Below are 23,819 nucleotides of genomic sequence, written 5' to 3'. Positions count from 1 at the left end.
ATGGGTATTCACGCGATCAAGATGCCCGACATCGGCGAAGGCATCGCCGAAGTGGAACTGGTCGCCTGGCGCGTGCGGCCGGGCGAGGCGGTGGAGGAAGACCAGGTCCTCGCCGACGTGATGACCGACAAGGCCACCGTGGAGATTCCGTCGCCGGTGCGCGGCCAGGTCGCCTCGCTGGGCGGCGAGGCCGGGCAGATGATGGCCGTGGGGGCGGAGCTGATCCGGCTGGAGGTGGACGGACCGGGCAATGTGCGCGAGGCGGCAGCCCAGCCGGTGCGCGAGCCGGCTGTTGCGACTCAGGCGCGCGAGCCGGCGCCGGCAGGGCCGGCAGGGCCCACGCCGTCCCCCGCCGCGCCGCAGGCACCGGCTCAAGCCCACATGCCCGCGGCCTCGGCCGCGTCGCTCGCGCCGGGCGAGCGGCCCCTGGCCTCACCCTCGGTGCGGCGCCACGCGCGGGAGCTGGATATCGACCTGCACGGCGTGCGCGGCAGCGGCCCGGGCGGGCGCATCACGCACGAGGACCTGGAGGCATCGCACGCCGCGCAGGGCCGGGCCCCCGAGCCCCAGGCGGGCGAGGGCGAACACGCCGTGCCTCTCACGGCCCTGCGCCGGCGCATCGCGCAGCAGATGCAGGAGTCCATGCGGCGCATCCCGCACTTCAGCTACGTGGAGGAGATCGACGTCACCGAGCTGGAGCGGCTGCGCGGCCAGCTCAACGAGCGGTTCGGCGAGGCGCGCGGCCGGCTCACGCTGCTGCCCTTCATCGCCCGCGCGATGGTGCTGGCACTGCAGGAGTTTCCACAGCTCAACGCCCGCTTCGACGACGAGGCCGGCGTGGTCACGCGCTTCGACGCGGTGCACCTGGGCGTGGCGACGCAGACCGATGCCGGCCTCATGGTGCCGGTGCTGCGGCACGCCCAGGCGCAGGACCTGTGGGGCCTGGCCCGGGAGATCGCGCGGCTGGCGCAGTCGGTGCGCGGCGGGCGCGCGCCGCGCGAGGTGCTGGGTGGCTCGACCATCACGCTCACCAGCCTGGGCGCCCTGGGCGGGATCGCCAGCACGCCGGTGATCAACCACCCGGAGGTCGCCATCGTCGGGGTGAACCGGGTGGTGGAGCGGCCCATGTTCCAGGGTGCCGCCGTGGTGCCCCGGCGGCTGATGAACCTGTCCTCGTCCTTCGACCACCGGGTCATCGACGGCATGGACGCAGCGCGATTCATCCAGTCGGTGCGGGGCTGGCTCGAGTGCCCGGCCCTGCTGCTGGTCGACGGGTCGCCGGGGCATGCCCGGCCGCGCACAGGCACTGCCGAACCCGAGGGCGGCGAATCGCTCCTACAGGAGCGCCCGGTGCGCGGCGCATAAGGTAGCCCTGCGGCCCGCCTTTGGGGCAGTGCCGCAGCCGCACCTTCCATGAGTTTCGTCGCCCGGGTCCTTGTCGTCATCGCGCTCGTCGCCACCGCCCTGCTGGTGTGGCACCTGCGGCACGTGGCGCTATTGGTCTTCGGCTCGGTCATCGTCGCGGTGATCGTCAGCGGACTGGCCGGGCTGATCGCGCGGCTGGGCATGACGCACCGAATGGGCGTCCTGGTGGCCGTGATCCTGATCGCCATCCTGGTGGCCGCCATGGCCTGGATGGTGGGCGATGCGCTGGCGGCGCAGTTCGACAGCCTGCGTGCCAACCTGGGCTCCGCCGTCGAGGCCCTGCGGCAGTGGCTGCGGGAGCAGCCCTTCGGCCGCAGCATCCTCGACCTCTGGGACGAGAGCGTCGGCCAGGACCTGGCCATGGGCCGCATCGCGTCCGCCGCCAGCGTGACCCTGAACGCGACCCTCGACCTGGTGCTCATCGTGCTGGGCGGCGTGTACCTGGCGGCCGAGCGGGAGCTGTACCGCGGCGGCGTGGTCCGCCTGGCGCCGCAGAAGTACCGCCCCTTGCTGGCAGACACCCTGGACCGCTGTGCCGGGGCGCTGGTCGGCTGGTTGAAGGGGCAGGGCGTGTCGATGGTCGTGGTGGGCGTGGCCACCGCCGCCGGCCTCGCCTTGGTGGGAGCGCCGCTGCCCATGGCGCTGGGGCTGCTGTCCGGCCTGCTGGAGTTCGTACCGTATTTCGGGCCGCTCGCCGCGGGGCTGCTGGCGGTGCTGTTCGCCTTCACCGAAGGGCCGCAGATGGCCTTGTACGTGGCGCTGGTGATGCTGGCCGTCCAGCAGCTCGAGTCGAACCTGTTGATGCCGCTGGTGCAGAAGTGGGCGGTTCGCCTGCCGCCGGTGCTGGCCTTGTTCGCGGTGCTGGTGTTCGGCAGCATGCTCGGGGTGATGGGGGCGGTGCTGGCGACCCCGCTGATGGTGGTGCTCATGGTGATGGTGCGGCACCTGTACGTGGAGCACACCCTGGAAGGTGGCAGGCAGGATGGAGGACGCAACGATGGCTGATCTCTTCGGCGAAGCGCCCGCGCGGTCCAGCCGATGGCGCGGCGGGCTGCTGGTGGCCGGCGCGCTCGCGGGCGCGACCGCCGCCTGGGTCCACGAGCGGGCCCGACGGGCCGAGCGCGAGCATCCGCCGACCGGACGCTTCATGCACCTGGACGGCGTGCGCCTGCACTACCAGACCTGGGGGAGCGGGCCGGACCTGGCGCTGCTGCACGGCAATGCCTTCTATTCGGCCGACCTGCTGGCCAGCGGCCTGGTGCAGCGCCTGGCGCGCGACTACCGCGTGATCCTGTTCGACCGGCCCGGCTTCGGCCACAGCAGCCGGCCGAGGGACCGCCTGTGGACGCCCAGGGCGCAGGCCGCCTTGCTGCACCGGGCCTTGGGGGCGCTCGGCGCCGACCGGCCGCTCGTGCTGGGGCATTCGCTGGGCGCGCTGGTCGCGCTGGCCATGGCGCTGGACTACCCGGCCAGCGTGGCCGGCCTGGTGCTGGCGAGCGGTTACTACTACCCCACGCTCTACGGACCGTCCTTGATGGTCGCGCCGGTGGCGCTGCCCGTGCTGGGCGATGCGATGCGCTACACCGTCTCTGCCGTCTCGGCCCGCCTGCTGCTGGGGCATACGGTGCGGCAGGCCTTCGCGCCGCGCGAGGTGCCGCCGGACTTCTTCCAGCAGCTCGCGCGCGAACTGCTGCTGCGACCGTCGCAGTTGCGAGCCGCCGCCGAGGACGGCGCCCTGATGCTGCCGCAGGTGCGCCTGCTCGCGCCGCGCTATCCCCAGCTGCGCGTGCCGGTGGCGGTGCTGGCGGGCGCGCACGACCGGGTGGTCGATCCGGACACGCATTCGCGGCGCCTGGCCGCGGAGCTGCCCCACAGCCGGCTGCACATCGTCCGCGGCGCCGGGCACATGGTCCACCACGCCGCGCAGGAGGCGGTGGAGGAGCAGGTCCGCGCCGTGCTGGAGGACGCGCGTCGCCCCCGTCCGCCGGGTGACACGCAGGCGGCCGCCCGCGCGCAGCTCGATGCGCTCGCGCCGGACGGCCTGGCGACGGTCACTGCTTCTGGAAACCCACCTGCTTGACCATGGCGCCCCACTTGTCATAGGCCGAGCGCATCTCCGCCGCGAGTTCGGCGGGGGTGGTGGGCGAGGCCTCGTAGGCGCCCTTGGCGATGAAGTCCTTCACGTCCTGCGTGCGCAGCGCCTGCGTGAACAGGGCATTGACCTTGTTGACGATGGCCGGGGGCATGCCGGCCGGGCCGACCACCGCGATCCAGCTGGTGAGGTCGAGGTTGGGCACGTTCTGCTCGGTGAAGGTGGGCACCTGCTGCGCCGCCGGCATCCGCTGCGGCGCGGCCACGGCGATCATGCGGATGCGCCCGCCGGCGGCGTTCTGGATGGCGGTGGGCGCGGCGTCGAAGTAGGCCTGCACGCGGCCTTCGAGCAGGTCGCGCGCGGCGTCGGCCGTGCCCTTGTAGGGCACGTGCGTCACCTCGATGCCCACCGCCTTGGCGAAGGCCACCGCGTACAGGTGCGAGGAGGTGCCGGTGCCGAACGAGGCGAAGTTGAGCTTGCCGGGGTTGGCCTTGGCCCAGTCCACCAGGTCCTTGACGTTCTGCACCGGAAGCGACTGGTGCACGGTGAGCACCAGCGGGCCCTTGGTGGCCAGGGTGATGGGCGTGAAGTCCTTGAAGGGGTCGTAGGGGACGCTGGCGAGCGTGTGGGGGTTCTGCGCGAAGATGGACGAGGGCGCGAACAGCAGGGTGTGCCCATCGGGCTGCGCGCGCATCACCTCGGTGGCCGACAGCATCATGCTGGCGCCGGGCTTGTTCTCCACCACCACCTGCTGGCCGGACTGCTCGGTGATCTTTCGCGCGATGGAGCGCGCCTGCGCATCCAGCGAGCCGCCCGCCGCCAGGCCCACGACGAGGCGGATCGGCCGGCCGGGCTGGGGGAAGTCCTGGGCCAGCAGGGGCAGGGGGGCGGGCAGCGTGGCCGCAGCGGCCAACAGGGCCAGCGCGTGGCGGCGTGAAAAACGGGTGGCGAACATGCGGGCGGACATGGGGCGGGTCTCCTGGTGTTGAGGGCGAGCTTGCGGATTTTGGTCGCAGCGTCCAAAATCCGCAAGACATGGTCATCGATGAAAACCCGAAGGACGCGCCGCGCGGCGACACCGTGAGCGCGCTGGAACGCGGCGTGGCGGTGCTGCGCTGCTTTACCGAAACCCGCCGCGTGCTCACCCCCACGGAGCTGGCGCGCCTGACCGGCGTGCCCCGGCCCACGGTCACCCGCCTGGCCGGCACGCTGGTGGCACTGGGCCTGATGAAGCAGGACCCGGTGACCGAGGCCTACATGCTCGGCCCGGGCGTGGTCTCGCTCGCCCGCGTGTTCCTGGCCGGCCTGGACGTGCGCGCCATCGCCCGTCCGCGCATGGCCGAACTTGCGGAGGCGACCGGCGGCGCGGTGTATCTCGCGCTGCCCGACGGCCTGGACATGGTGCTGATCGAGGCCTGCCGCCCGCGCGCGAGCATGCTCGCGCCGCGCCTGGACGTCGGCTCGCGCGCGCCCATCGCCACCTCGGCCCTGGGCCGGGCCTATGCCTGGTCGCTGCCCGCGCCCCAGCGCGAGGCGCTGCTGGAGAGCCTGCGCCTGGCGCGCGGCGTGGACGGCGAGGCGGCCGAGGCCGGCCTGCGCCGCGCCGTGGCGGAGGCGGACCGCCTGGGTTGGTGCCTGTCGGCGGGGGAGTTCCACCGGGAGATCAATACCGTGGCCGTGCCGCTGATCGGCCCGGGCGGCGAGCCCATGGCGCTCAACTGCGGCGGCGCCGCCTTCGTCTTTACGCCGGAGCGGCTGCGCGACGAGGTCGGGCCGAAGTTGGTCGAGATGGCGAAAGCGCTGGCCGCCGACATCGGCGGCAGCGTCCCATGAAGCCACCCCTTCCCCCTCTGGGGGAAGGCGGGGATGGGGGCTGCGCGAGAAGCAGCATGGCCGGCGCGCGGGCCCCCACCCCAACCCTCCCCCAGAGGGGGAGGGAGTTCCACAACCCTGGAGACCTGACATGACCCCTCCGCGCAAGCTGCGCAGCAACTTCCCCCGCGGCTCCTACCTCTGGGCCGTGCGCAACGCCCAGTGGCAGGCCATGGGCATCCCCGAATCCGACAGCGAGAAGCCCAAGATCGCGGTCGTCAACAGCAGCTCGGAGCTGGCGGCCTGCTACAGCCACCTGGACCAGGTGGCCAAGGTGGTGAAGGAGGCGATCCGCGCCGCGGGCGGCGTGCCCTTCGAGATCCGCACCGCAGCGCCCAGCGACTTCGTCACCGGCGCGGGCGCGCGCGGGGCCTACATGCTGGGCGCGCGCGACCTGGTCACCAACGACATCGAGGTGGCGGTCGAGGGCGCGCAGCTCGACGGCATGGTGTGCCTGACCTCCTGCGACAAGACCGTGCCCGGCCAGCTCATGGCCGCCGCGCGCCTGAACGTGCCGACGATCCTGGTGCCCTGCGGCTACCAGGCCAGCGGTGAATGGAAGGGCCACCACAACGACATCGAGGAGGTCTTCATCCACTCCATGCACGCCCAGGTGGGTGGCGCCACCTCCGTGGAGGACGTGGTGGAGATGAGCCGCAGCGCCATCCGCACGCCGGGCGTCTGCTCGGGCCTGGGCACGGCCAACACCATGCACATCGTCTGCGAGGCGCTGGGCCTGGCGCTGCCGGGCAGCGCGCCGGTCGCGGCCCTGTCCGAAAAGATGTTCGCGGATGCCCGCAGCGCCGGCGAACGCATCGTGCAGATGGTCTGGGACGACCTCAAGCCGCGCGACATCCTCTCGCCCGGCGCCTTCGCCAACGCGGTGCGCGCGGTGCTGTCCATCGGCGGCTCGCTCAACGCCGTCAAGCACCTGCAGGCGGTGGCCACCGAAGGCGAGACGGGCGTGGACGTCTACGGGCTCTTCGAGCAGCTCGGGCCGCAGACGCCGGTGCTGGCCGGCCTGCGACCGATCGGCGAGCACCTGATCGAGACCTTCGAGGCCGCGGGCGGCTGTCGGGCGCTGATGAAGCAGCTCGCGCCGCTGCTGGACACCTCGGCGCTCACGGTGACCGGCCGGTCCGTGGCGGACAACCTGCAGGCGGTGCGGGTGGGCGACGAGGAGGTGATCCGGCCCATCGAGCGCCCGGTCTCGCCGCGCCCGGCCATCGTGCTGCTGCGCGGCTCGCTGGCGCCCGAGGGCGCCCTCATCAAGCCCGGCATCGGCGAGCGCAAGGTGCGGCGCTTCACCGGGCCGGCGATCTGCTTCGATACCTCGGACGCCGCCGTCCAGGCGATCCGCGACAAGGCCATCCGCCCGGGGCAGGTGATCGTCATGCGCGGCGCCGGCGCGTGCGGGGGCCCGGCCATGGGCGGCGGCGCCTCGCGCGTGGTCTTCGCCATCGACGGCGCGGGCCTGGGCGAGGAGGTGGCCATGCTCACGGACGGGCACCTGTCGGGACTGGTGTGCAAGGGCCTGGTGGTGGCGGAAGTGGCGCCCGAGTCGGCCGTGGGCGGGCCGCTGGCGCTGGTGCGCGATGGCGACACGGTGACGGTGGACCTGGACCAGCGCGTCGTGGACCTGGAGGTGGACGAGGCCGAGATCGCCGCGCGGCGGGCGGCGTGGCAGGCACCCAGGCCGCTGTTCGACAAGGGCTGGCTGCAGATCTACCGGGCGAACGTGGGGCCGCTGAACGAGGGGGCGGTGTTGGTGAAGAAGTGATGGGTCCCGGAAGCACCTTCCCCCTCTGGGGGAAGGCCGGGAAGGGGGCGCGAGAGAAGCGGCATGGTCGGCGCGCGGGGCCCCCACCCCAAGCCCTCCCCCAGAGGGGGAGGGAGTTCACACACCGCCGAACTTGCATTTAATGGACGCCACGTCCAAAATAAGCCCAATGAAAACCATCACCCGCACCGACGAGCGCATCCTCACCGCGGACATCTTCGACCGCGACGCCAAGCCCCCGCGTCCGCAGCTGGGCACCGTGCACGAGCCCGGCCGCGACATCCCCGTGTACCGCGAGTGCGAGGTGCTGGTGGTCGGCGGTGGCCCGTCCGGCACGGCCGCCGCGGCCGCCGCCGCGAAGCAGGGCGCCGACGTCGTCCTGCTGGAGCGCTATAACCACCTGGGCGGCCTGTCCACCGGCGGCCTGGTGATCTGGATCGACCGCATGACGGACTGGGAAGGCCAGCTCGTCATCCGCGGCTTCGCCGAGGAACTGTTCGACCGCCTGCCGCAGGACGCCGTCGCCGGCCCGCCGCAGCCCGACTGGGGCTCGCAGGACGCGGCCAAGGCCCACCACTGGTCCTTCCGCACCGCGGCCTACCACGGCGTGGTCACCTGGTCGCCCACCATCGACCCCGAGCGCCTGAAGCTCCTGAGCCAGGAGATCGTCATCGAGCGTGGCGTCAAGCTCGTCTATCACTCCTGGGCCTGCCTGCCGCTGGTGGAGGAGGGCAAGGTCGTCGGCGCCACCTTCGAGAGCAAGGAAGGCCGCATGGCCATCCGGGCCAAGGTGGTGGTGGACGCCACCGGCGACGGCGACCTCTTCGCCCGCGCCGGCGCCGCCTTCACCAACGACATCGAGGAGGCGGACGTTCACCACTGCATGAACACCTCCTGGCTCTTCGGCGGCGTGGACATGGACCGCTGGATCGCCTTCCGCTCGGGCAACCCGGACGGCTACAACGCTTTCATGGCCGGCGGCCGCGAGGCCTGCGGCCTGTTCGAGCGGCCCTTCGTGTCCTGGCGCAACGACATCGCGCTCTTCATGGGCCCGCGCCAGAGCGGCTACTCCGCGCTCGACGTGGACGACCTCACGGCCGTGGAGGTGCGCTCGCACCGCGCCATGGCCGCGCACCTGGCCTACTACCAGGCCAAGGCGCCGGGCTTCGAGGGCGCCTACATGCTGCAGTCGGCCCCGCAGATCGGCGTGCGCCACGCGCGGCGCCTGAAGGGCGTGGGCGCGGTGCTGCGCTCGCAGTGGCCCGAGGGCCGCGCGCTGCCCGACGAGATCGGCGTGTCGCCGGCCGTGAGCCCCAAGTTCCCCAACATCTCCATCCCCTACGGCGCGCTGGTGCCCGAGACGCTGGACGGGCTGCTGGCCTGCGGGCGCCACATCTCCTGCGACCGCAACTCGCACGGCTTCATGCGGGAGATTCCGCAATGCTGGATCACCGGGCAAGCCGCCGGCGTGGCTGCGGCGCTGGCGGTGCAGGCCGGCGTCCAGCCGCGCGCGGTCGACATCGCGCAGCTCCAGCGGGCGCTGCAGTCGCAGGGCGTGTTCCTGCGCACCACGGAAACCGTGGAGGCCTGAGCGTGCAGCTCACCGACATCGAAAAAGCCATGCGCGACGGCGAGCAGGGCGCCGCCGTTGCGAAGGCCATGGACCTGTTGATCCGCTACGGCGAGGCGCTGGGCGCCGAGCGCCTCGTGGAGACCCGCAACGTCTGCGGCACCGTCACCGCCACCACGCCCTTCATGCGCGACTTCGCGTTGAACAAGGGTGGGCTGGACGCGGTGTTCAGCGAATTCAACCTGGACTCGGCCGAAGTCGTTCCGGTGCCCAAGGTCAAGGCCTTCAGCTCGCACCTGCAGCTCGGCTTCGATCCGCACCATCCGCAGGAGATGGGCATCAGCGAGCAGCAGCTGCGGTTCTACGAGCGCAGCGAGGCATCGGCCGCGCGCATGGGCGTGCAGATCCTCAACACCTGCACGCCCTACCAGGTGGGCAACGTGCCCACCCGCGGCGAGCACTGCGCGTGGATGGAGTCCTCGGCGGTCATCTACTGCAATTCCGTGCTGGGTGCGCGCACCAACGCCGAGGGGCGGGAGAGCACGAGTGCGGCCATGATCACCTGCCGCATCCCGGACTGGGGTTTCCACCGCGACGAGTTCCGCCTCGGCACCCTGGGCGTGCAGCTGGACATCCCCGTCGAGAGCGTGGAGGACTGGGGCCTGCTGGGGTACTGGATGGGCCAGTGGGTGCAGGACCGCGTGCCCGTGATCCACGGGGTCGGCGCCGTGCCCAACCTGCCGCGCCTGAAGCACTTCGGGGCCGCGGCTTCGTCCTCGGGCGGCGTGGAGATGTACCACATCGTCGGCGTCACGCCCGAGGCCAATACCGCCGAGCAGGCCTACGGCGGCCGGCGCGCGCTCGAGGTGCGGCACTACGGCGCAAGGGAGCGGCGCGAGACGCTGGAGCGCATCAACGCCAATGGCAGCGAGCGCAAGGTCGACTACGTGATGCTGGGGTGCCCGCATTACACGATCGAGCAGATCTGGGAGGCCGCGCAGCTGCTCGAAGGACGGAAGATCCACGCCGACTGCGCGCTGTGGATCTTCACGCCGCGTGCGATCAAGGAGGTGGCCACGCGCAACGGCTACACCCGGATCATCGAAGCCGCGGGCGGCAAGATCATGACCGACAGCTGCTCCGCCATGAGCCGCGCGGTGCCGCCGGGCACCCGGGTCGTGGCGCTGGACTCGGCCAAGCAGGCGCACTACCTGCCGGCCATCCTGGGGCTGCAGGCCTGGTTCGGCACGACGGAGCAGTGCATCGAGGCCGCGTGCAGCGGGCAGTGGAGGGTGGCATGAAGTCTCTTGAAGCTTTTTCTTCACACGCGGCCCCCACCCCGACCCTCCCCCAGGGGGGGAGGGAGCAAGTCATTCCCTCGGTGGAGGGCCTTCGACCCCCTCCCCGCTTGGGGGAGGGCGGGGGTGGGGGCCCCGAGCGCCAACACCCTTCCGATACCGAAACCATCACCATCCGCGGTCGCAAGGTCGTCCCCGGCGTGGCCGAAGGCGAGGCCCTGGTCACGCGCGAGGAAATCTCCGGCTGGGGCGGCGTGGACCCACGCGACGGCACCATCGTCGAGACCCGCCACGAGCTGCGCGGCCAGAGTTTTGCCGGCAAGGTGCTGGTCTTCCCCGGTGCGAAAGGCTCCTCCGGCTGGTCGGCCCAGTTCCACGTGGCCCGCGTCATGGGCACCGCGCCGGCCGCGTGGCTGTTCAACAAGATGACCACCAAGATCGCCCTCGGCGCGGTGGTGAGCCACGCCCCTGCCATGACCGATTTCGACCGCGATCCGCTGGAGATCATCCGCACCGGCGACTGGGTGCGGGTGGACGCCGACGCGGGCCTCGTGACCATCACCCGCAAGACCCTCAAGAGTTCCTGAAGGAGACACGCACGTGACGAAACCGTTCACCCCGCAGCGGCGCGCCGCCCTGCGCACCCTCGCGGCCGGCGCCGCCGCCCTGGCCCTGCCGGCCGTCCGCGCCCAGGGCGCCTGGCCCACGGCCAAGCCGATCCGCCTGGTGATCGGCTTCGCGCCCGGCGGCGCCTCGGATGTCATCACGCGCGTGGTCGCCAAGGGCCTGTCGGCGCAGATCGGCCAGCAGGTGATCGTGGAGAACAAGCCCGGCGCCGAGAGCACCCTCGCCGCCATCGACGTCATGCGCTCGCCGCCGGACGGCTACTCCCTCCTCATGGGGACCAACACCGCCATGGTGGCCGTGCCCTCGCTGCGCCCCAACCCGCCCTACGACACCTTCAAGGCCTTCACGCCGCTGTCGTCCATGGGCGAGTTCTCCATGTTCCTGGCGGTCTCGCCGCAGCTGCCCTCGAACAACCTCAAGGAGTTCCTGGACCACGTGGCGGCCAACCCCAACAAGTACAACTCGGCCTCCAGCAACAGCGCCTCGGAGCTGGCCATGCTGCAGCTGCTCGGAACGCGCGGCGGCAAGGTGGTGAACGCGCGCTACAAGGGTGACCCGCCGGCGCTCAACGACATGATCGGCGGCCAGATCCACATGATGTTCTCCACCGGCACGCTCATGCCCAGCATGGTCAAGGACGGCCGCCTGCGCGCGCTGGTCACGCTGCTGCCGCAGCGCAGCCCCCTGTTGCCCGACGTGCCCACGGCCGCCGAGCTGGGCCTGGGCAGCCTCACCATCACGCCCTGGGCCGGCTTCTTCGGCCCGGCCGGCATGCCGCCGGAGCTGGCCGAGCGCATCAGCCGGGAACTGCGCACGACGATCGAGCGGCCCGACGTGCGCGAGCAGATGCAGGCGCAGGGCTTCTCGGGCTACGGCATGACGCCGGCGGACTTCACCGCCTTCGTCAAGCGCCAGCACGAGGGCTTCAACAAGACGGTGAAGGAGAACAACGTCAAGTTCGATTGACGCGCTGGGCCCAGCGCGCCACCTGCTCGCGCCACGCGGCCGACCCCTTGCGGGCGGCCGCGTTGCCTTGCACCAGGCGGTCGATGCAGGCGTCCTGCGTCGCGCTCAATTCGTCCGGAAAGATCGGCTGCACCGTCACCAGGCAGTCCGTCGCCAGCCCGTGAGGGCCGGGAAAGCCCTGCGCGCGCAAACGGTAGGTAAGGGCGCCCCGGCGCAGGCGCATCTGCTGCAGGCCCGAAGGCGTGGGCACCTCGATCCAGCGCTCGGCCATCCAGGCGAAGCCGTCGACCGGCATGTCGCAGCGCAGGCTGCCGTCCGGCTCGATGCGGAACAGCTCGTGCTCCTGCAGGACCACGCGCGGCCGAACCCTGAGGCTGAATTCGCCTGTATCGCCCTTCGCGCGCGCCGCCTGCGCGGGCAGCTCGCCTTCGCGAGTTCCGGCAGGAATGGTGATGCGGCAGCGCCAGCGGCCCCGCGTGCGCCGCCCCGCGCCCGCACAGGCCGCGCAGGGCTCGCCGACGTTGCCGGTGCCCTCGCAGGCCTGGCAGGCCACGGCGGGCGTCACCCATCCGAACCACAGGGACTGGCGAATCCCGCCGGTACCGCCGCACGCCGTGCAGGTGCACGCCTGCCGCCCGCTGCCGGCGCAGTCCGTGCAGTCGGCCACGAGTTCGCCCTGCACGGTCTTGACGCAGCCGGCCAGGGCTTCTTCCAGGGTGACGCGCACGATGCGCTCCACTGCGGGCTCGTCGGGCGCGGTCTCGGCCGCCGGTTCGGGTTCGCGTGCGACGGGCTCGGCCCGGGCGCGGCGGATCTCCTCGATGGCGCGGTTGATCCGCTGCATCTTCAGCACCGCCTGCGGGCTGTCGTTGCGGTCCGGGTGCCAGCGCGCGACGAGGCGGCGCCAGGCGGACTTGAGCTCCTCGTCGGAGCACTGGGGCTGCAGTCCGAGTTCGCTGTAGCAGTCGTCAACGGTCAAGGGAAGCACCTCGGGTAGTCGGCCAGGCTGTTGCAGCGCAGCATGGTAGCGTCTCCCCCGCCGGCCGCGCGACGCGTTGACGCATCCCGTGTGCTTTGTCACGCGGGTGAGGGCGCATTGCCGCTACGGGCGGGCTGGTGCGGACCCGCGCCCCAGTTCGTGCGCCATGCGCGCGAAGAGGGCCGTCCACTGCGCGGTCGGCGGCCCCTGCTCGCGGCCGTTGCGCGCGATGACCACCCCGTTGTCGGGCGAGACGAAGATGAACTGCCCGTACTTGCCCAGGGCGTAGAAGGCATCGCCCCAGCGCGGATCGCGCCGGCCCCACCAGAACAGCTGGTAGTACAGGCCCGGCTGGCGCGCCGACAGGTCCGCCGCACCCTCGGGCGACGTGAGGAGGCGCACGGTCCGCTCGCTCAGCACGCGCCGTCCACCTTCCGCCGTGCCGCGGGCAAGCATCAGCTGGCCGAGCCGCGCGAAATCGAGCGTGCGCGCGTTCACGCCGCTTTCCATCTTCTCGAAGCCGGCCGCCTCGCTGTCCAGGCTCCAGCTGGCCGCCGCGGCCATGCCCGCGGGCTGCCACAGGCGCTGCTCCAGGTACTTGGCCACCGGCATGCCCGTGGCGCGCTCCAGCACCAGGCCGAGGAGCAAGGGGTGGTAGTTGTTGTAAAGCCAGCCCGTGCCGGGTTCGCCGTCGATCCGGGACTGGTCCAGGGCGAGTGCGCGCAGGTCGGGCCAGTAGTAGGTCTTGGCGTCGTCCCCATGGGGCAGTCCGGTCTCGACGTAGCGGATGCCCGTGCGCATGCCAAGCAGGTGGCGCAGCGTGAAGCGCGCGAAGCGCGGATCGCGCCGACCCAGTTCGGGCACCCGGCGGGTCACGGGCTCGTCCAGATCCAGCAGGCCGTCCTCGGCCGCGGCGGCCACGAGGGTCGCGAGGACCGACTTGGCCGCCGAGAACGATGTCGCACGTTCGTCCCGGCCGTGGCCGTTGTAGTAGCCCTCGTAGATCACGCGGCCGTGCTGCAGCACGACGAAACCCAGGGTCTGCTGCGCGGCCATCCAGGCGTCCAGGTCTTCGCCCTGAACGGCGGCGGCGAAGGCCGCACGCACCCGCGCGGGCTGGGCATCGGCGGGCAATTCGACGGCGCCAGGCCGCGCGAGCAGTTCGCGGGCCGGGAAGCGCAAGCGGTCGTCCACGTCGGACTCCCCCCAGGCCAGGGTGCGAAAGACGTACTGCGCCGGGTACACGGCCAGGCTCCAGGCGAGTGCCAGGACCATCAGCAGCAACGCCGCGAGGGCGAGACGTTTCACGGCGCGGACAGTGGAATGCGGGGACAAGCGGGAGGGCTCCAGCGAGGAGAGGCCATTGTGCCGAGCGCTGTCGCGCCCGCGTCAGCCCTAGGGAAGAACCTGGGCGGGAATCCGCAGGCCCCTTGCCAACCTGCGTGGCGCTGCACGGTGATCCAGCCACGCAAAAAACCAGCAAGCAGACACGATGAAACACGCAGTGAGGAAACCAGCCTCGCGGTCGGCTCCGTCGGCTACCTGCGCGGCCTGATCGCGCAGCAGGGGCGTTCCTGCCCGCGCTGCGGGGGTGGACGGGACCTGCGCGAGGCTGCAGCATCGCGTGGTGGTGGCGGGCGCGCGTGCGCCCCGCCGAACCCTGATGTCCAAGCACTTGCCAGGAGACCGCATGACCCCCAAGGACCCCGAGATCGGCCGCAGCGTGCAGGCCGACGGCCTGCAGACCAACTACCTCGAGCAGGGCGAGGGCGAACCCGTCGTCCTGATCCACGGCTCGGGCCCGGGGGTGACGGCCTATGCGAACTGGCGGCTGGTGATGCCGGAGCTGGCGCGGCACTACCGCGTGCTCGCGCCGGACATCGCCGGCTTCGGCTACACCGAGCGCAAGGCGGACCCCGACTACACGCTGGACGGCTGGGTGCGCCACCTGGTCGCCTGGATGGACGCGGTGGGCGTGCCCAGGGCGCGCATCGTGGGCAACTCCTTCGGCGGCGCACTGGCGCTGGCCATCGCGGCGCGGCATCCCGAGCGCGTGGAGCGCCTGGTGCTCATGGGCTCGGTGGGCGTGGACTTCGAGCTCACGCCCGGGCTCGATGCGGTGTGGGGCTACGAACCGTCCGAGGACAACATGCGCCGCATCGTCAAGCTCTTCGCGCACGACAGCCGCATCCTGAGCGAGGAGCTGGTGCGCTCACGCTTCCAGGCGAGCATGCGGCCCGGCTACCAGGCGTCCTTCTCGCGCATGTTCGCCGCGCCCCGCCAGCGCCACATCGCGGCCCTGGCCACGCCGGAGGAAGCGATCCGCCGCATCACCCAGCCCGCGCTGGTCGTGCACGGACGGGACGACCAGGTCATTCCCGTCTCCAACGCCTGGAAGCTCAACGCGCTGCTGCCCAACTCGGACCTGCACGTGTTCGGCAACTGCGGCCACTGGACGCAGATCGAGCGCAAGGACGACTTCTGCCGGCTGGTGCTGGATTTTTTCGCCGACGCGCGCTGAACGCTGCCCCGTCCACCCTCGGGGAAGGCAGCCCGGCGCTGCGTCCTGCGGTGCCCGCCGCAGCGCCCCATCCTCCACACTCGGGATCCCCATGCACCGTGCATCGCCATCGCGGCCGCCGACCCGCCGCCTCGTCCTCCTCGCGTGCGGCCTGGCCGGCCTGCCTGCGCAGGCTGCGGACCGGCCGGTCGACGCCGCTTTGCGCGCGGCGGCGCAGCGCAACGACGCCGCCGCTTTCGAGCGGCTGCTGAAGGAAGGCGCGGACGTGAACGCACGCGATGCGCAGCTCGACTCCGCGTTCCTCGTCGCCGCGCGCGAGGGCCATGCCGAGCTGGTGCGCCTGGCGCTGGCCGCCGGCGCGGACGTCCGCAGCCTCAACCGTTATGGCAGCACCGCGCTCATGGGGCCGGCCTACCGCGGCCACCTCGACACCGTGCGCGTGCTGCTCGCCACGCCCATCGACCTCCACCACGTCAACAACCTGGGCTGGACGGCGCTGCTCGAAGCGATCGCGCTCGGCACCGACGGACCCACGCATCGCGAGATCGTGCGGCTGCTGATCGCGCATGGCAGCGACGTGAACGCAAAAGACCGCGATGGTGCCAGCGCGCTGCAGCTTGCCGAGCGCAAGGGACAGGGCGAGGTGGCGCGGATGCTGAGGGCGGCCGGGGCGCGGTGAGCGGCTGCGCCGTGGCACCGCGTGTCGCACCTTCCTCCTCTGGGGGAAGGCTGGGATGGGGGCCTCGTGCGAAGATGCGTCACCGGCGCACGGCGCCCCCACCCCGACCCTCCCCCAGAGGGGGAGGGAGCCCAGGCGAGGAGACAAATTCATGCTCAGTCACGACAAGAACGCCCTGCTGACGCAGACCGGCCCGGGCACCCCCATGGGCCGCTTCATGCGCGCGTTCTGGATTCCGGCCATGACGGCCGCCGAAGTGCCCGCGTGCGACGACGCGCCGGTGCGCCTGCAACTGCTCGGCGAACGCCTGGTCGTGTTCCGCGACAGCGACGGCCGCGTCGGCGTGCTGGACGAGCACTGCCCGCACCGCGGTGCCAGCCTCTTCTTCGGCCGCAACGAGGAGGGCGGCTTGCGCTGCGTCTACCACGGCTGGAAGTTCGACGTGGACGGCCAGTGCCTGGAACTGCCCACCGAGCCCGCAAGCAGCCGCATGCGCCTGAACATCCGCGCGCGCTCCTATCCCTGCCGGCTGGCGGGCGGCTTGCTGTGGGTGTACCTGGGCGAGGCCGACACGGCCCCCGAGCTGCCCGCCTTCGAATGGCTGGGCGTGCCCGAGGCGCAGGTCTACGCCTCGCGCTGGCAGCAGGACTGCAACTACGCGCAGGCCATGGAAGGCGAGCTGGACAGCGCGCACGTCGGCTTCCTGCACCGCCTCGTGGACAAGAAGGACACCGACCACCGCGCGCTCACCGGCCGCTATTTCACCGACGACACGGCCCCGGCCTGGAAGATCCTGCCGACGCCGGCCGGCTTCATGGCCTGCAACGGGCGGGCGGTCGATGGCGACCGGCGCTACTGGCGCCTGAACCAGTTCCTGCTGCCTTTCTTCACCATGATCCCGCCGCGCCCGTCGGAGGCGCAGCTGGTGCGCATGTGGGTGCCCATGACGGACGAACGCTGCTGGGTCATCTGCGTGACCTACCGTCCCGACGGGCCCCTGCAGGACGACGAGCTGGCCTTGTGGCGCAACGGCGAGGTGAACCACCGCAAGGTGATCCCCGGCACGACCATCCCCACCGAGCGCCTCGACAACGACTACCTCATCGACCGCGAGAAGCAGAAGACCACGTCCTTCACCGGCATCCACGGCATCCGCGCGCAGGACGCGATGGTGACGGAGACCGCCGGCCCCATTGCCGACCGCACGCGCGAGCACCTGGGCAGCAGCGACCGCGCGGTGGTGGCGATGCGCCGCACCCTGTTGGAGGCGGCGGGCGCGCATGCCGCCGCGGGCGAGGTGCCGCAGGCGGTGGCGTCGCCGTGGCTGTATGGGGTGCGGGCCACCCAGGCGGTGCTGCCGGAGGGCGTGGAGCCCGACGAGGCCGACGAGCTCATGGCGCGGGCCAGGCCGGCGCCTGCCGCAGTGCGCGCCTAGTTACGCAGCGCCGCCCAGGCGCTCCTGGCTCAGGGTATTCCCTGGCTTTGCCGCCTTGACGGCGGCGTTGTGCGCTTCGACACTGGGTTTGAAAACGTTTTCTTGGACGTTTGGAGCCCGACGATGCGCCTGCGTTTGACGAGTGCCTCCCCTTTCGCCCGCAAGGTACGCGTGACCGCGCACGAGCTCGGCATTGCTGACCGCATCGAGCTGGTTCCCACCGTGCTGCGGCCAGCCGACGCGGACTTCCTGGCGCAGAACCCGCTGGGCCGCGTGCCCGTGCTGGAGACCGCCGACGGCGAGGTGTATGTCGACTCGCACGTCATCTGCGAATGGCTGGACGCCACCTTCGGCGGCCATCGCCTGCTGCCGCAAACAGGACCGGATCGCTGGCGTGCGCTGAGCCTGGCGGCCATCGCGGGCGGCGTGGTCGAAGCCGCGATGCACGTGCGGCGTGAGCGGGCCCGCCCGGAAGGACAGGCGGATGCGGCGCTGGTCACGCACGCGCTGGGGCAGGTCAACCGCGCGCTCGACCGGCTGCAGCACGATATCGCGGCGCCTGCCCTGGCGGGAGCGCGCGGCTTCGATCACGCGGCCATCGCCCTGGCGTGCACGGTCGGCTGGCTCATATTCCGCTTTGACGACAAGCTCGCCTTCGAAGCCCGCCCGACGCTGCACCGCTGGTGGACCGGGCACGTGCTGCCCCGTCCGTCCATGCAAGCCACCTTGCCTGCCTGATGCCCAGCCCATCGCTCGCCCGGGCCGGCCGGCCCATCACCGTGGTGGACGTGGCACGCCAGGCCGGCGTGTCGCTGGCCACCGTCTCGCGCGTGATCAATGGCTCGGCGACCGTCTCCGCGCTCAAGCGCGAGCAGGTCACGCAAGCCATGCTGGCGCTGGACTTCAGGCCCGACCCCATGGCCCAGGGCCTGCGACGCGGGCAGGGCAATGCAGTCGCCCTGCTGGTGGGCGATATCGCGCAGCGCCACTTCGCCGAGCTGACACAGCATGTGCAGCGCGCGCTGGAGGGCCAGGGATACGACCTGCTGCTGTTCAATCTGGGGCACCAGCAGCAGCGACTGGAGCAGTTCCTGGCCCGGGCACTGCGCATGAAGTTGCGCGGCGTGGTGCTGGCCACGTCGGACGCGCTCACCCGGCCGGTGTTCGAGGCCGGCCGCCAACTCCTGGCCCAGGGCGTGGCAGTGGTTTCCCTGGGGCAGGACCTGTCCCGCGAGGGCATCGGCTCCATCGTGCACGAGGAACGCAGTGCCACGCGCCGTTCGGTGGAGCGCCTGCTGGCGCTGGGGCACCGGCAGGTCGCCTACGTGGGCCGCGTGAAGGGCTCGGCCATCGGCACGGAGCGCTTCCTCGGCTACCGCGACGCGCTGCAGGCCGCCGGCACCTTCGATCCGGTGCGGGTCTGGGACATGTCCTTCCGCTACACGGCCGGCCACGAATCGGTCATGCGCGCGCTGGACGAGGGCATCTCCTTCACCGCATTGCAGGCCGGCAGCGACGAGATCGCCATGGGCGCCATCGCGGCGCTGGAGGACCGCGGCCTGCGCGTTCCGCAGGACGTGGCGGTGGTCGGTTTCGGTGACATCGACCTGGGCGCCTATCTTCGGCCTGCACTCAGCACGCTCAGCTCCAGCCCCCAGCTAGCGGCCACGCAGCTGGCCGAGCTGCTGCGCGCGGCCGAGGCCCCGGCCGCCGGCCCAGTGCGTATCGAGCTGCCGCGCGAGTTGGTCGAGCGTGCCTCCTCGCAGGGAGCAAGAAAGCCGTGAAGCCATCGACCCCTGTCCTTCTCGACGTGCATGCCCACCTGGTGCCGCTGGTGGGCTCGGACCTCGCGGACATCGAGGGTGTCCAGTGCACACCGGCCGGGCGACTCGTGGTCGATGGCCATGAGCTGGCCAACGCGCAGGTCTACGAGCCGCAGCAGCTGCTCGAATGGATGGACCGCCATGGCGTCGAGGCTGCGTGGGTGTCCGTGCCGCCAACGCTGTACCGTCCCGCGCTGGATGCCGCTTCCGCGCAGCGCTGGAGCCTGCGCCTGAACGAGGCGCTGGACCGGATGGTCGCGGCGCACGCCTCGCGCCTGTCCGCGCTGCACCACCTGCCCGTGCAGCACCCGGAGGTGACGGCCATCGTCGCGGCGGAACGCATCGCCGCCGGGCATGCACGATTCGCCATGCCGGCTGGCGACCCCGTCGGCCTGCGCGTGCTGTCCGACGCCGCCTACGAGCCGCTCTGGTCCGCGCTCGATGCGGCAGGCGCCTTCCTTTTCCTGCATCCGCCGCAGGCTTGTGACCCGCGCCTTCGGGCGCTCTCGCTCACCAACCTCCTCGGTGGGCCCGGCGAGACCGCACTGGCCGGCGCCCACCTGGCCATGGGCGGCATCGCCGAACGGCATCCGCGCATCACCTTCTGCCTGGCGCATGGCGGGGGCTCACTGCCCGCCGTCGCGGGACGGCTCGCACGCGGACAGGACACCGGGCGCGAAGGCGCCTGGCTGGGCGGCGAGAAGGTGCGCAAGGCCCTGCGGCGGCTGTGCGTGGACTGCATCACCCACGACGCCGATGCGCTCGCTCTCGCGGCGAGCACCTTTGGCACGGACCGCGTGCTGTTCGGATCCGACTGGCCCTTCGCCATGGGGGTCCAGGAGCCCGGGCGCTGGCTGGAATTCCTGCCGCGCGAGCTGGCGGCACGCATCGCCCAGGACAACCCGGCGCAGCTGCTGGCGCGCCACGGCCGCCCGGGCGGGGAGGGCGCGGCATGAGTGCCGGCGTACCAACCCGGCCGCCCGAGCTGGTGATGACCCCCGAGCGCATCGCCGCCATCGTGCCCACGCCCTTGAGCTTTCCGCGCAGCGCGATGCGCGAGCTGGTGCGCGGGCGCTGGAAGGTGCACAAGCTGCGCTTTGACCTGGACGACGAGGGCCGCGGCGAGGTGCTCTACCAGCTGGAAGGCGCGGGCTGGCTGTTCCACTTCTTCCTCATCGCCCAGAAGCTGGACGAGGCACAGAAGACCGACCGCAACTTCGCCGCGAGCTGGGACGCCATGGGCGTGCTGTGCCAGGGCGAATGGACGCCCGAGCGCGAGGCGCGGCTGCGTCGCGAGGTGCCGCGCCAACGCGCCGGACTGGCCGACTACGACACCCTCATGTACGCGCGCGGCAATCGCAGTGCCCGTGTGTTCGATCCGGTGGTCGACAGCCTGGCGCGCGGCGAGCAGCCGGACCTGCGCCTCATCGCACCGGTGGGCTACATCCTGCGCACCACGGCCTTCATCGGCAACGGCCAGCTCGGAACGCGCGCCTTCGCCGGCCTGGAGCCGAACCATCCGCTGCGCCGGCCCTATCACGCGCAGTTCTGCTCCGGCTTCATGCTGCGCGAGTACGTGTTCGACCTGGTGGACCACCTCGCCCGCGTGCGCGACCCGCGTCGTGCCGTGCGGCTCGCGCCGGCCTGGCGCCGCTACATCGGGTTGGGCAATTCGGCGGCCACGGGCCTGGCTGCCTTCGCGGCGAACCACCCGCACCTCATGCACCAGTGGACGCAGGCCAACGAAGCTGCGCTCACACTGGCCAGGGAGCGCGCGGCGGACCCGGACGCCCCCAGCGTGCATCGATTCGCCGAGTTGCTCGACAAGGCCATCCGCCACTTCGAGGAGGGGGCGCGCGAAGACGACGGCGTGTTCCTCGCGCCGCAGGCGCTGGCCCGCGAGCTTGCGCGCATGCGCCCGCTGGTGCGCGAATTCCGCGACGCGGGGACGCTGGACGGTGCGCCGGCCGATCGACCCTGGGCGCGCTTGTGCGAGGCGGCCGCGGCGCGGCTCGCGCCTGAAGCGCTGGCCGTGGTGCAGGCGCTGGTGCTGGAGGTCCACCCCGACATCGTCGAGCGCTTCCGCGACGCCTTCTTCGCGGATGAACGCCTTGAACTCGACCCCGCCATGCGTGCCGGCGAGCTCGCCGCGATCCTGGATGCCCGTTACCGTTGGGCGCTGGACGCGAGCGACTCGCCAGGGGCGGGGCACTACTTCTGGTACCGCTGTGCCAGCGCGCCGCGCGACGTGCGGCGCGGGCCACGAGGGCGCGCGCCCGAGCACGAGCACGAGACCACGCTGGACACCGCGCGCCAGGTGCGGCGGCTGCGCGAGCAGCTGGCCTCGGTGCCGCCGCAGTCCTTCGTGGCCGATCTCGCCTGCGCCCGCCCGGACCTGCGCCAGGCGATCGCCCGCGTGCAGTCGCTCGCCGGGCTGGCCTATGCCGAGCTGCGGCAGGATTACCTGGACGCCCAGTACGCCCCCTTCGCCAGCATCCGCTTTCCACTCAGCTTCTTCGGCATGGAGAAGCTCGAAGCCGCGCCGCCCAAGTCCGTGCGCGGTGTCTTCCTGCAAGGCGCGCCCATCGCCGAGGACGTTGCCGCCGGGCGGGAGGGCGACTGGCCATACCCCCTCATTGCGCAGCCAGGCGATCCGCGGGAAGCGCTGGCACCCCTGCCGTCGGCTGGGGTAGGTGCCGTGCCCCGCCGCCTGTCGCCGCACGCGGACGTGGCCCTGCGCATCGCACCCGGCGAACTCGCGCGCATGCTGCAGACGGCCATGCAGGGCCACGGCGCCAGCCTGGGCGTGGCCCGTGAAGCCGGCGCGCTCGCGACCCTGGCGCAGGTGCTGGGGGAGCCCGCGGTCCCGGCGGTGTTGTCCCAATGCGAGGCCGGGCAGTTCGCGATCACCGGCACTCGGGACCTGCGCGATGCGGCGCAGCGCAGCCCGGTGCGCGCGGTGCTGCGCGCCGAGGGCGGACCGGCGCTGGCCACGGCACCGTCGGCCTTCGACCTCACGTGGGCGCGCGCCTCGCGCAATGAGTTCGGACTGGCGACCTGCCTGGTCACGCAGGCTGCGCAGCCCTGGCTGGTCCAGGGGCTGGTGCTGCGGTGTGCGCAAGCGGGGCGGGTCGGGATCGTCTGCTGGGATGCGGCGCAAGCGCAGCTGGACGGGCCGCAACCCCCAGCCGGTTTCGCCCTTGCGCTGCCGACGGTGGACGGTGCGCTGCTGCTGCGCGCTGCGCTGCCGGCGGCGGCAGCGGTGCATCGTGGCTTCCAGTGCGGCGAAGAGGACCCGCTGGCTGCGAGCGGCCTCGGCGCCCTGGTGCGGCCTGCGCAAGGCGCCCTCTGGGCCGCGCAGCTGTCGGACCTGCTGCGCCCCGCGGCGCCGGCGCCGGGCCCTTCCGGCTACCTGCTGGTGGTGGCGCCGGCACCCGATGCCCAGGCCATGGACGCCGTGGGCGCGGCGCTGGATGCGCTCGGCCTGCGGGCGCAGCGGCTCACGGCCCAGGAGCGGGAGCAGCGCGAGCGCCAGGCGCAGGAGCGTGGCCTCCTGCTGGACCTTGCCCTGTTCGAGCGGCTCGACCGCGCGGGCCGCGCGCTGCTGGTACCGCAGGAGGCCGAGCCGCGCTTCCTTCCCCCCGGTTTCGATCCGCTCAAGGGTTTCTAGGCACTGGATTCGGAGAACCTCACGCCATGAACGAACTCACCATCCGGCCGGAGGGCGTCGATTTCGCCGGCCGTACCTACGCCATCGTCGATGGCCTGTCCATGCCCACGCCCGAGCGGCGCTGGTTCGAGCAGTACCGCGGCGCGCCGCTCGCGGCGGTGAACATCACCATCTCGGTGTGGGAGAACGCCAGCGAGACCATGGCGCTGCTGGGCAAATGGCGTCAGGTGCTGGCCGCCAACCAGGACCTCGTGGCCCAGGCCACCAGCGTGGAGGACATCGAGGCCATCCGCCAGTCGGGGCGCACCGCTCTGGTCTTCGGCTTCCAGAACACCGCGCCGGTGGAACACAACCTGGACCTCTTCGGCGTGTTCCGCGACCTCGGCGTGTGCATCATGCAGCTGACCTACAACCTGCAGAACTACATCGGCTGCGGGTACTGGGAGGAGAAGGACACGGGCATTTCCTCGCGTTTCGGCCGCAAGGCGCTGGAGGAGATGAACCGCCTGGGCATCCTCATCGACCTGTCGCACTGCGGCGAGCGCACCACCCTGGAGGCCATCGAGCTGTCGGCGGTGCCCGTGGCCATCACGCATGCCAACCCGCGCGAATTCGTGGGCAAGGGCGTGTACGGCTCGAGCCGGCAGAAGACCACGGAGGCCATCAAGGCCCTGGCCGCGCGCAAGGGAGTCATCGGCCTGTCCCCCAACCGCAACATGACGCAGTTCGGCGCCGCCACCACCCTGGAGCAGTTCGGCGACATGGTGGCCTGGGTGGCCGATCTCGTGGGGGTGGATGCCATCGGCCTGGGCAGCGACTACTGCCCTGGCCACACAGGCGCGGTGCGCACCTGGTGGCGCTATGCCCGCTGGTCGCGCGAAAGCGCGCCGGCCGAGCAGATGACCATGGCGCCGCACGAAGGCTGGTCCGATTGGGTCAAGACGCCGGCCGGCCTGCACAACCTCATTCCGGAGCTGGACCGGCGCGGCTTCAGCCTGGGCGAGATCGACCAGATGATGGGCGGCAACTGGATGCGCCTGTTCGCCCAGACTTTCGTTCCCCGGCCCGGCGGAGCCGCCTGA

Annotated in this window: 20 protein-coding genes; 17 read left to right on the top strand and 3 right to left on the bottom strand. The window is 71.8% G+C overall.

Annotation, left to right across the window (positions count from 1 at the left end):
• Genes EZ242_RS14025 through EZ242_RS14015 form a run of 3 tightly spaced genes read left to right on the top strand, consistent with a single transcriptional unit; the run spans nt 1 to nt 3,505 of the window.
• On the top strand, nt 1–1,365 hold the full coding sequence (locus EZ242_RS14025) for a dihydrolipoamide acetyltransferase family protein (RefSeq protein ID WP_135285793.1): 1,365 nt from the start codon (nt 1–3) through the stop codon (nt 1,363–1,365).
• A 48-nt stretch (nt 1,366–1,413) separates the two neighbouring features.
• Nucleotides 1,414–2,430 carry an AI-2E family transporter gene (locus EZ242_RS14020; RefSeq protein ID WP_135285792.1) on the top strand — a complete coding sequence of 339 codons (1,017 nt, stop codon included), beginning with the start codon at nt 1,414–1,416 and terminating at the stop codon, nt 2,428–2,430.
• Nucleotides 2,423–3,505, top strand: coding sequence for an alpha/beta fold hydrolase (locus EZ242_RS14015; RefSeq protein WP_205960656.1), 1,083 nt, complete (start codon nt 2,423–2,425; stop codon nt 3,503–3,505). The genes EZ242_RS14020 and EZ242_RS14015 overlap by 8 nt, the downstream gene beginning before the upstream one ends.
• On the opposite strand, the gene EZ242_RS14010 is transcribed toward EZ242_RS14015, so the two are convergent.
• Nucleotides 3,477–4,484, bottom strand: a complete 1,008-nt coding sequence (locus EZ242_RS14010) for a Bug family tripartite tricarboxylate transporter substrate binding protein (RefSeq protein WP_240787094.1) — start codon at nt 4,482–4,484, stop codon at nt 3,477–3,479. The genes EZ242_RS14015 and EZ242_RS14010 overlap by 29 nt on opposite strands.
• Before the next feature lie 68 nt (nt 4,485–4,552).
• On the opposite strand from EZ242_RS14010, the gene EZ242_RS14005 reads away from it, so the two are divergent.
• The 6 genes from EZ242_RS14005 to EZ242_RS13980 all read left to right on the top strand — a co-directional run bounded on the left by EZ242_RS14005 (nt 4,553) and on the right by EZ242_RS13980 (nt 11,630).
• Nucleotides 4,553–5,350 (top strand): IclR family transcriptional regulator, encoded by a 798-nt coding sequence (locus tag EZ242_RS14005; RefSeq protein WP_135285790.1) that lies wholly within the window; start codon nt 4,553–4,555, stop codon nt 5,348–5,350.
• Between the two features lie 130 nt (nt 5,351–5,480).
• Complete coding sequence (gene ilvD / locus EZ242_RS14000; RefSeq protein ID WP_135285789.1) at nt 5,481–7,169, top strand: dihydroxy-acid dehydratase; 1,689 nt, start codon at nt 5,481–5,483, stop codon at nt 7,167–7,169.
• Nucleotides 7,170–7,338: 169 nt separating this feature from the next.
• Entirely contained in the window at nt 7,339–8,760 is a 1,422-nt protein-coding gene (locus EZ242_RS13995; RefSeq protein WP_135285788.1) for an FAD-dependent oxidoreductase, read from the top strand.
• Between the two features lie 2 nt (nt 8,761–8,762).
• Nucleotides 8,763–10,040, top strand: a complete 1,278-nt coding sequence (locus EZ242_RS13990; protein WP_135285787.1) for an aconitase X — start codon at nt 8,763–8,765, stop codon at nt 10,038–10,040.
• 197 nt (nt 10,041–10,237) lie between these two features.
• The gene (locus EZ242_RS13985) at nt 10,238–10,624 is read left to right on the top strand and encodes an aconitase X swivel domain-containing protein (protein WP_240787093.1); all 387 of its coding nucleotides are present in this window, start codon (nt 10,238–10,240) and stop codon (nt 10,622–10,624) included.
• A 13-nt stretch (nt 10,625–10,637) separates the two neighbouring features.
• The gene (locus tag EZ242_RS13980) at nt 10,638–11,630 is read left to right on the top strand and encodes a Bug family tripartite tricarboxylate transporter substrate binding protein (RefSeq protein WP_240787092.1); all 993 of its coding nucleotides are present in this window, start codon (nt 10,638–10,640) and stop codon (nt 11,628–11,630) included.
• Here the strand turns inward: EZ242_RS13980 and EZ242_RS13975 are convergent.
• Together EZ242_RS13975 and EZ242_RS13970 are read right to left on the bottom strand one after the other, a co-directional pair.
• Complete coding sequence (locus EZ242_RS13975) at nt 11,617–12,609, bottom strand: DnaJ domain-containing protein (protein WP_167784768.1); 993 nt, start codon at nt 12,607–12,609, stop codon at nt 11,617–11,619. The two genes, EZ242_RS13980 and EZ242_RS13975, sit on opposite strands and share 14 nt — an antisense overlap.
• A gap of 123 nt (nt 12,610–12,732) precedes the next feature.
• Nucleotides 12,733–13,917, bottom strand: coding sequence for a serine hydrolase domain-containing protein (locus tag EZ242_RS13970; protein ID WP_135285784.1), 1,185 nt, complete (start codon nt 13,915–13,917; stop codon nt 12,733–12,735).
• A gap of 382 nt (nt 13,918–14,299) precedes the next feature.
• Here EZ242_RS13970 and EZ242_RS13965 point away from each other — a divergent pair, with 382 nt between their 5' ends.
• The 8 genes from EZ242_RS13965 (at nt 14,300) to EZ242_RS13930 (ending at nt 23,819) form a co-directional block, all read left to right on the top strand.
• The gene (locus tag EZ242_RS13965) at nt 14,300–15,130 is read left to right on the top strand and encodes an alpha/beta fold hydrolase (protein ID WP_135285783.1); all 831 of its coding nucleotides are present in this window, start codon (nt 14,300–14,302) and stop codon (nt 15,128–15,130) included.
• Nucleotides 15,131–15,221: 91 nt separating this feature from the next.
• Nucleotides 15,222–15,809: an ankyrin repeat domain-containing protein gene (locus EZ242_RS13960; protein WP_135285782.1), complete on the top strand. Its 588-nt coding sequence runs from the start codon at nt 15,222–15,224 to the stop codon at nt 15,807–15,809.
• A 151-nt stretch (nt 15,810–15,960) separates the two neighbouring features.
• Nucleotides 15,961–17,244: a Rieske 2Fe-2S domain-containing protein gene (locus EZ242_RS13955; protein WP_167784767.1), complete on the top strand. Its 1,284-nt coding sequence runs from the start codon at nt 15,961–15,963 to the stop codon at nt 17,242–17,244.
• Between the two features lie 123 nt (nt 17,245–17,367).
• Nucleotides 17,368–17,982 carry a glutathione S-transferase family protein gene (locus tag EZ242_RS13950; protein ID WP_135285780.1) on the top strand — a complete coding sequence of 205 codons (615 nt, stop codon included), beginning with the start codon at nt 17,368–17,370 and terminating at the stop codon, nt 17,980–17,982.
• Nucleotides 17,982–19,028, top strand: coding sequence for a LacI family DNA-binding transcriptional regulator (locus EZ242_RS13945; protein WP_135285779.1), 1,047 nt, complete (start codon nt 17,982–17,984; stop codon nt 19,026–19,028). The genes EZ242_RS13950 and EZ242_RS13945 overlap by 1 nt, the downstream gene beginning before the upstream one ends.
• Nucleotides 19,025–20,023 (top strand): amidohydrolase family protein, encoded by a 999-nt coding sequence (locus EZ242_RS13940; RefSeq protein ID WP_135285778.1) that lies wholly within the window; start codon nt 19,025–19,027, stop codon nt 20,021–20,023. Before EZ242_RS13945 ends, EZ242_RS13940 begins: the two co-directional genes overlap by 4 nt.
• A complete protein-coding gene (locus tag EZ242_RS13935; protein WP_135285777.1) occupies nt 20,020–22,737 on the top strand; it encodes a hypothetical protein in 2,718 nt (905 codons plus the stop codon). Before EZ242_RS13940 ends, EZ242_RS13935 begins: the two co-directional genes overlap by 4 nt.
• A 26-nt stretch (nt 22,738–22,763) precedes the next feature.
• Nucleotides 22,764–23,819: a dipeptidase gene (locus EZ242_RS13930; protein WP_135285776.1), complete on the top strand. Its 1,056-nt coding sequence runs from the start codon at nt 22,764–22,766 to the stop codon at nt 23,817–23,819.

The organism is Ramlibacter rhizophilus, from assembly GCF_004681965.1.
GTDB classification, from domain to species: domain Bacteria; phylum Pseudomonadota; class Gammaproteobacteria; order Burkholderiales; family Burkholderiaceae_C; genus Ramlibacter; species Ramlibacter rhizophilus.
The sequence above is the reverse complement of the archived record's forward strand: the minus strand, read 5'-3'. Positions and strand labels throughout refer to the sequence as shown.

What these genes read in the sequence shown, in the direction of transcription:
- EZ242_RS14020 (WP_135285792.1), top strand. Translation starts at nt 1,414, where the DNA reads ATGAGTTTCGTCGCCCGGGTCCTTGTCGTCATCGCGCTCGTCGCCACC.
- EZ242_RS13950 (WP_135285780.1), top strand. Translation starts at nt 17,368, where the DNA reads ATGCGCCTGCGTTTGACGAGTGCCTCCCCTTTCGCCCGCAAGGTACGC.
- EZ242_RS13935 (WP_135285777.1), top strand. Translation starts at nt 20,020, where the DNA reads ATGAGTGCCGGCGTACCAACCCGGCCGCCCGAGCTGGTGATGACCCCC.
- EZ242_RS13960 (WP_135285782.1), top strand. Translation starts at nt 15,222, where the DNA reads ATGCACCGTGCATCGCCATCGCGGCCGCCGACCCGCCGCCTCGTCCTC.
- EZ242_RS13945 (WP_135285779.1), top strand. Translation starts at nt 17,982, where the DNA reads ATGCCCAGCCCATCGCTCGCCCGGGCCGGCCGGCCCATCACCGTGGTG.
- EZ242_RS13955 (WP_167784767.1), top strand. Translation starts at nt 15,961, where the DNA reads ATGCTCAGTCACGACAAGAACGCCCTGCTGACGCAGACCGGCCCGGGC.
- EZ242_RS14015 (WP_205960656.1), top strand. Translation starts at nt 2,423, where the DNA reads ATGGCTGATCTCTTCGGCGAAGCGCCCGCGCGGTCCAGCCGATGGCGC.
- EZ242_RS14010 (WP_240787094.1), bottom strand. Translation starts at nt 4,484, where the DNA reads ATGTCCGCCCGCATGTTCGCCACCCGTTTTTCACGCCGCCACGCGCTG.
- ilvD (WP_135285789.1), top strand. Translation starts at nt 5,481, where the DNA reads ATGACCCCTCCGCGCAAGCTGCGCAGCAACTTCCCCCGCGGCTCCTAC.
- EZ242_RS13965 (WP_135285783.1), top strand. Translation starts at nt 14,300, where the DNA reads ATGACCCCCAAGGACCCCGAGATCGGCCGCAGCGTGCAGGCCGACGGC.
- EZ242_RS14005 (WP_135285790.1), top strand. Translation starts at nt 4,553, where the DNA reads ATGGTCATCGATGAAAACCCGAAGGACGCGCCGCGCGGCGACACCGTG.
- EZ242_RS14025 (WP_135285793.1), top strand. Translation starts at nt 1, where the DNA reads ATGGGTATTCACGCGATCAAGATGCCCGACATCGGCGAAGGCATCGCC.
- EZ242_RS13930 (WP_135285776.1), top strand. Translation starts at nt 22,764, where the DNA reads ATGAACGAACTCACCATCCGGCCGGAGGGCGTCGATTTCGCCGGCCGT.
- EZ242_RS13995 (WP_135285788.1), top strand. Translation starts at nt 7,339, where the DNA reads ATGAAAACCATCACCCGCACCGACGAGCGCATCCTCACCGCGGACATC.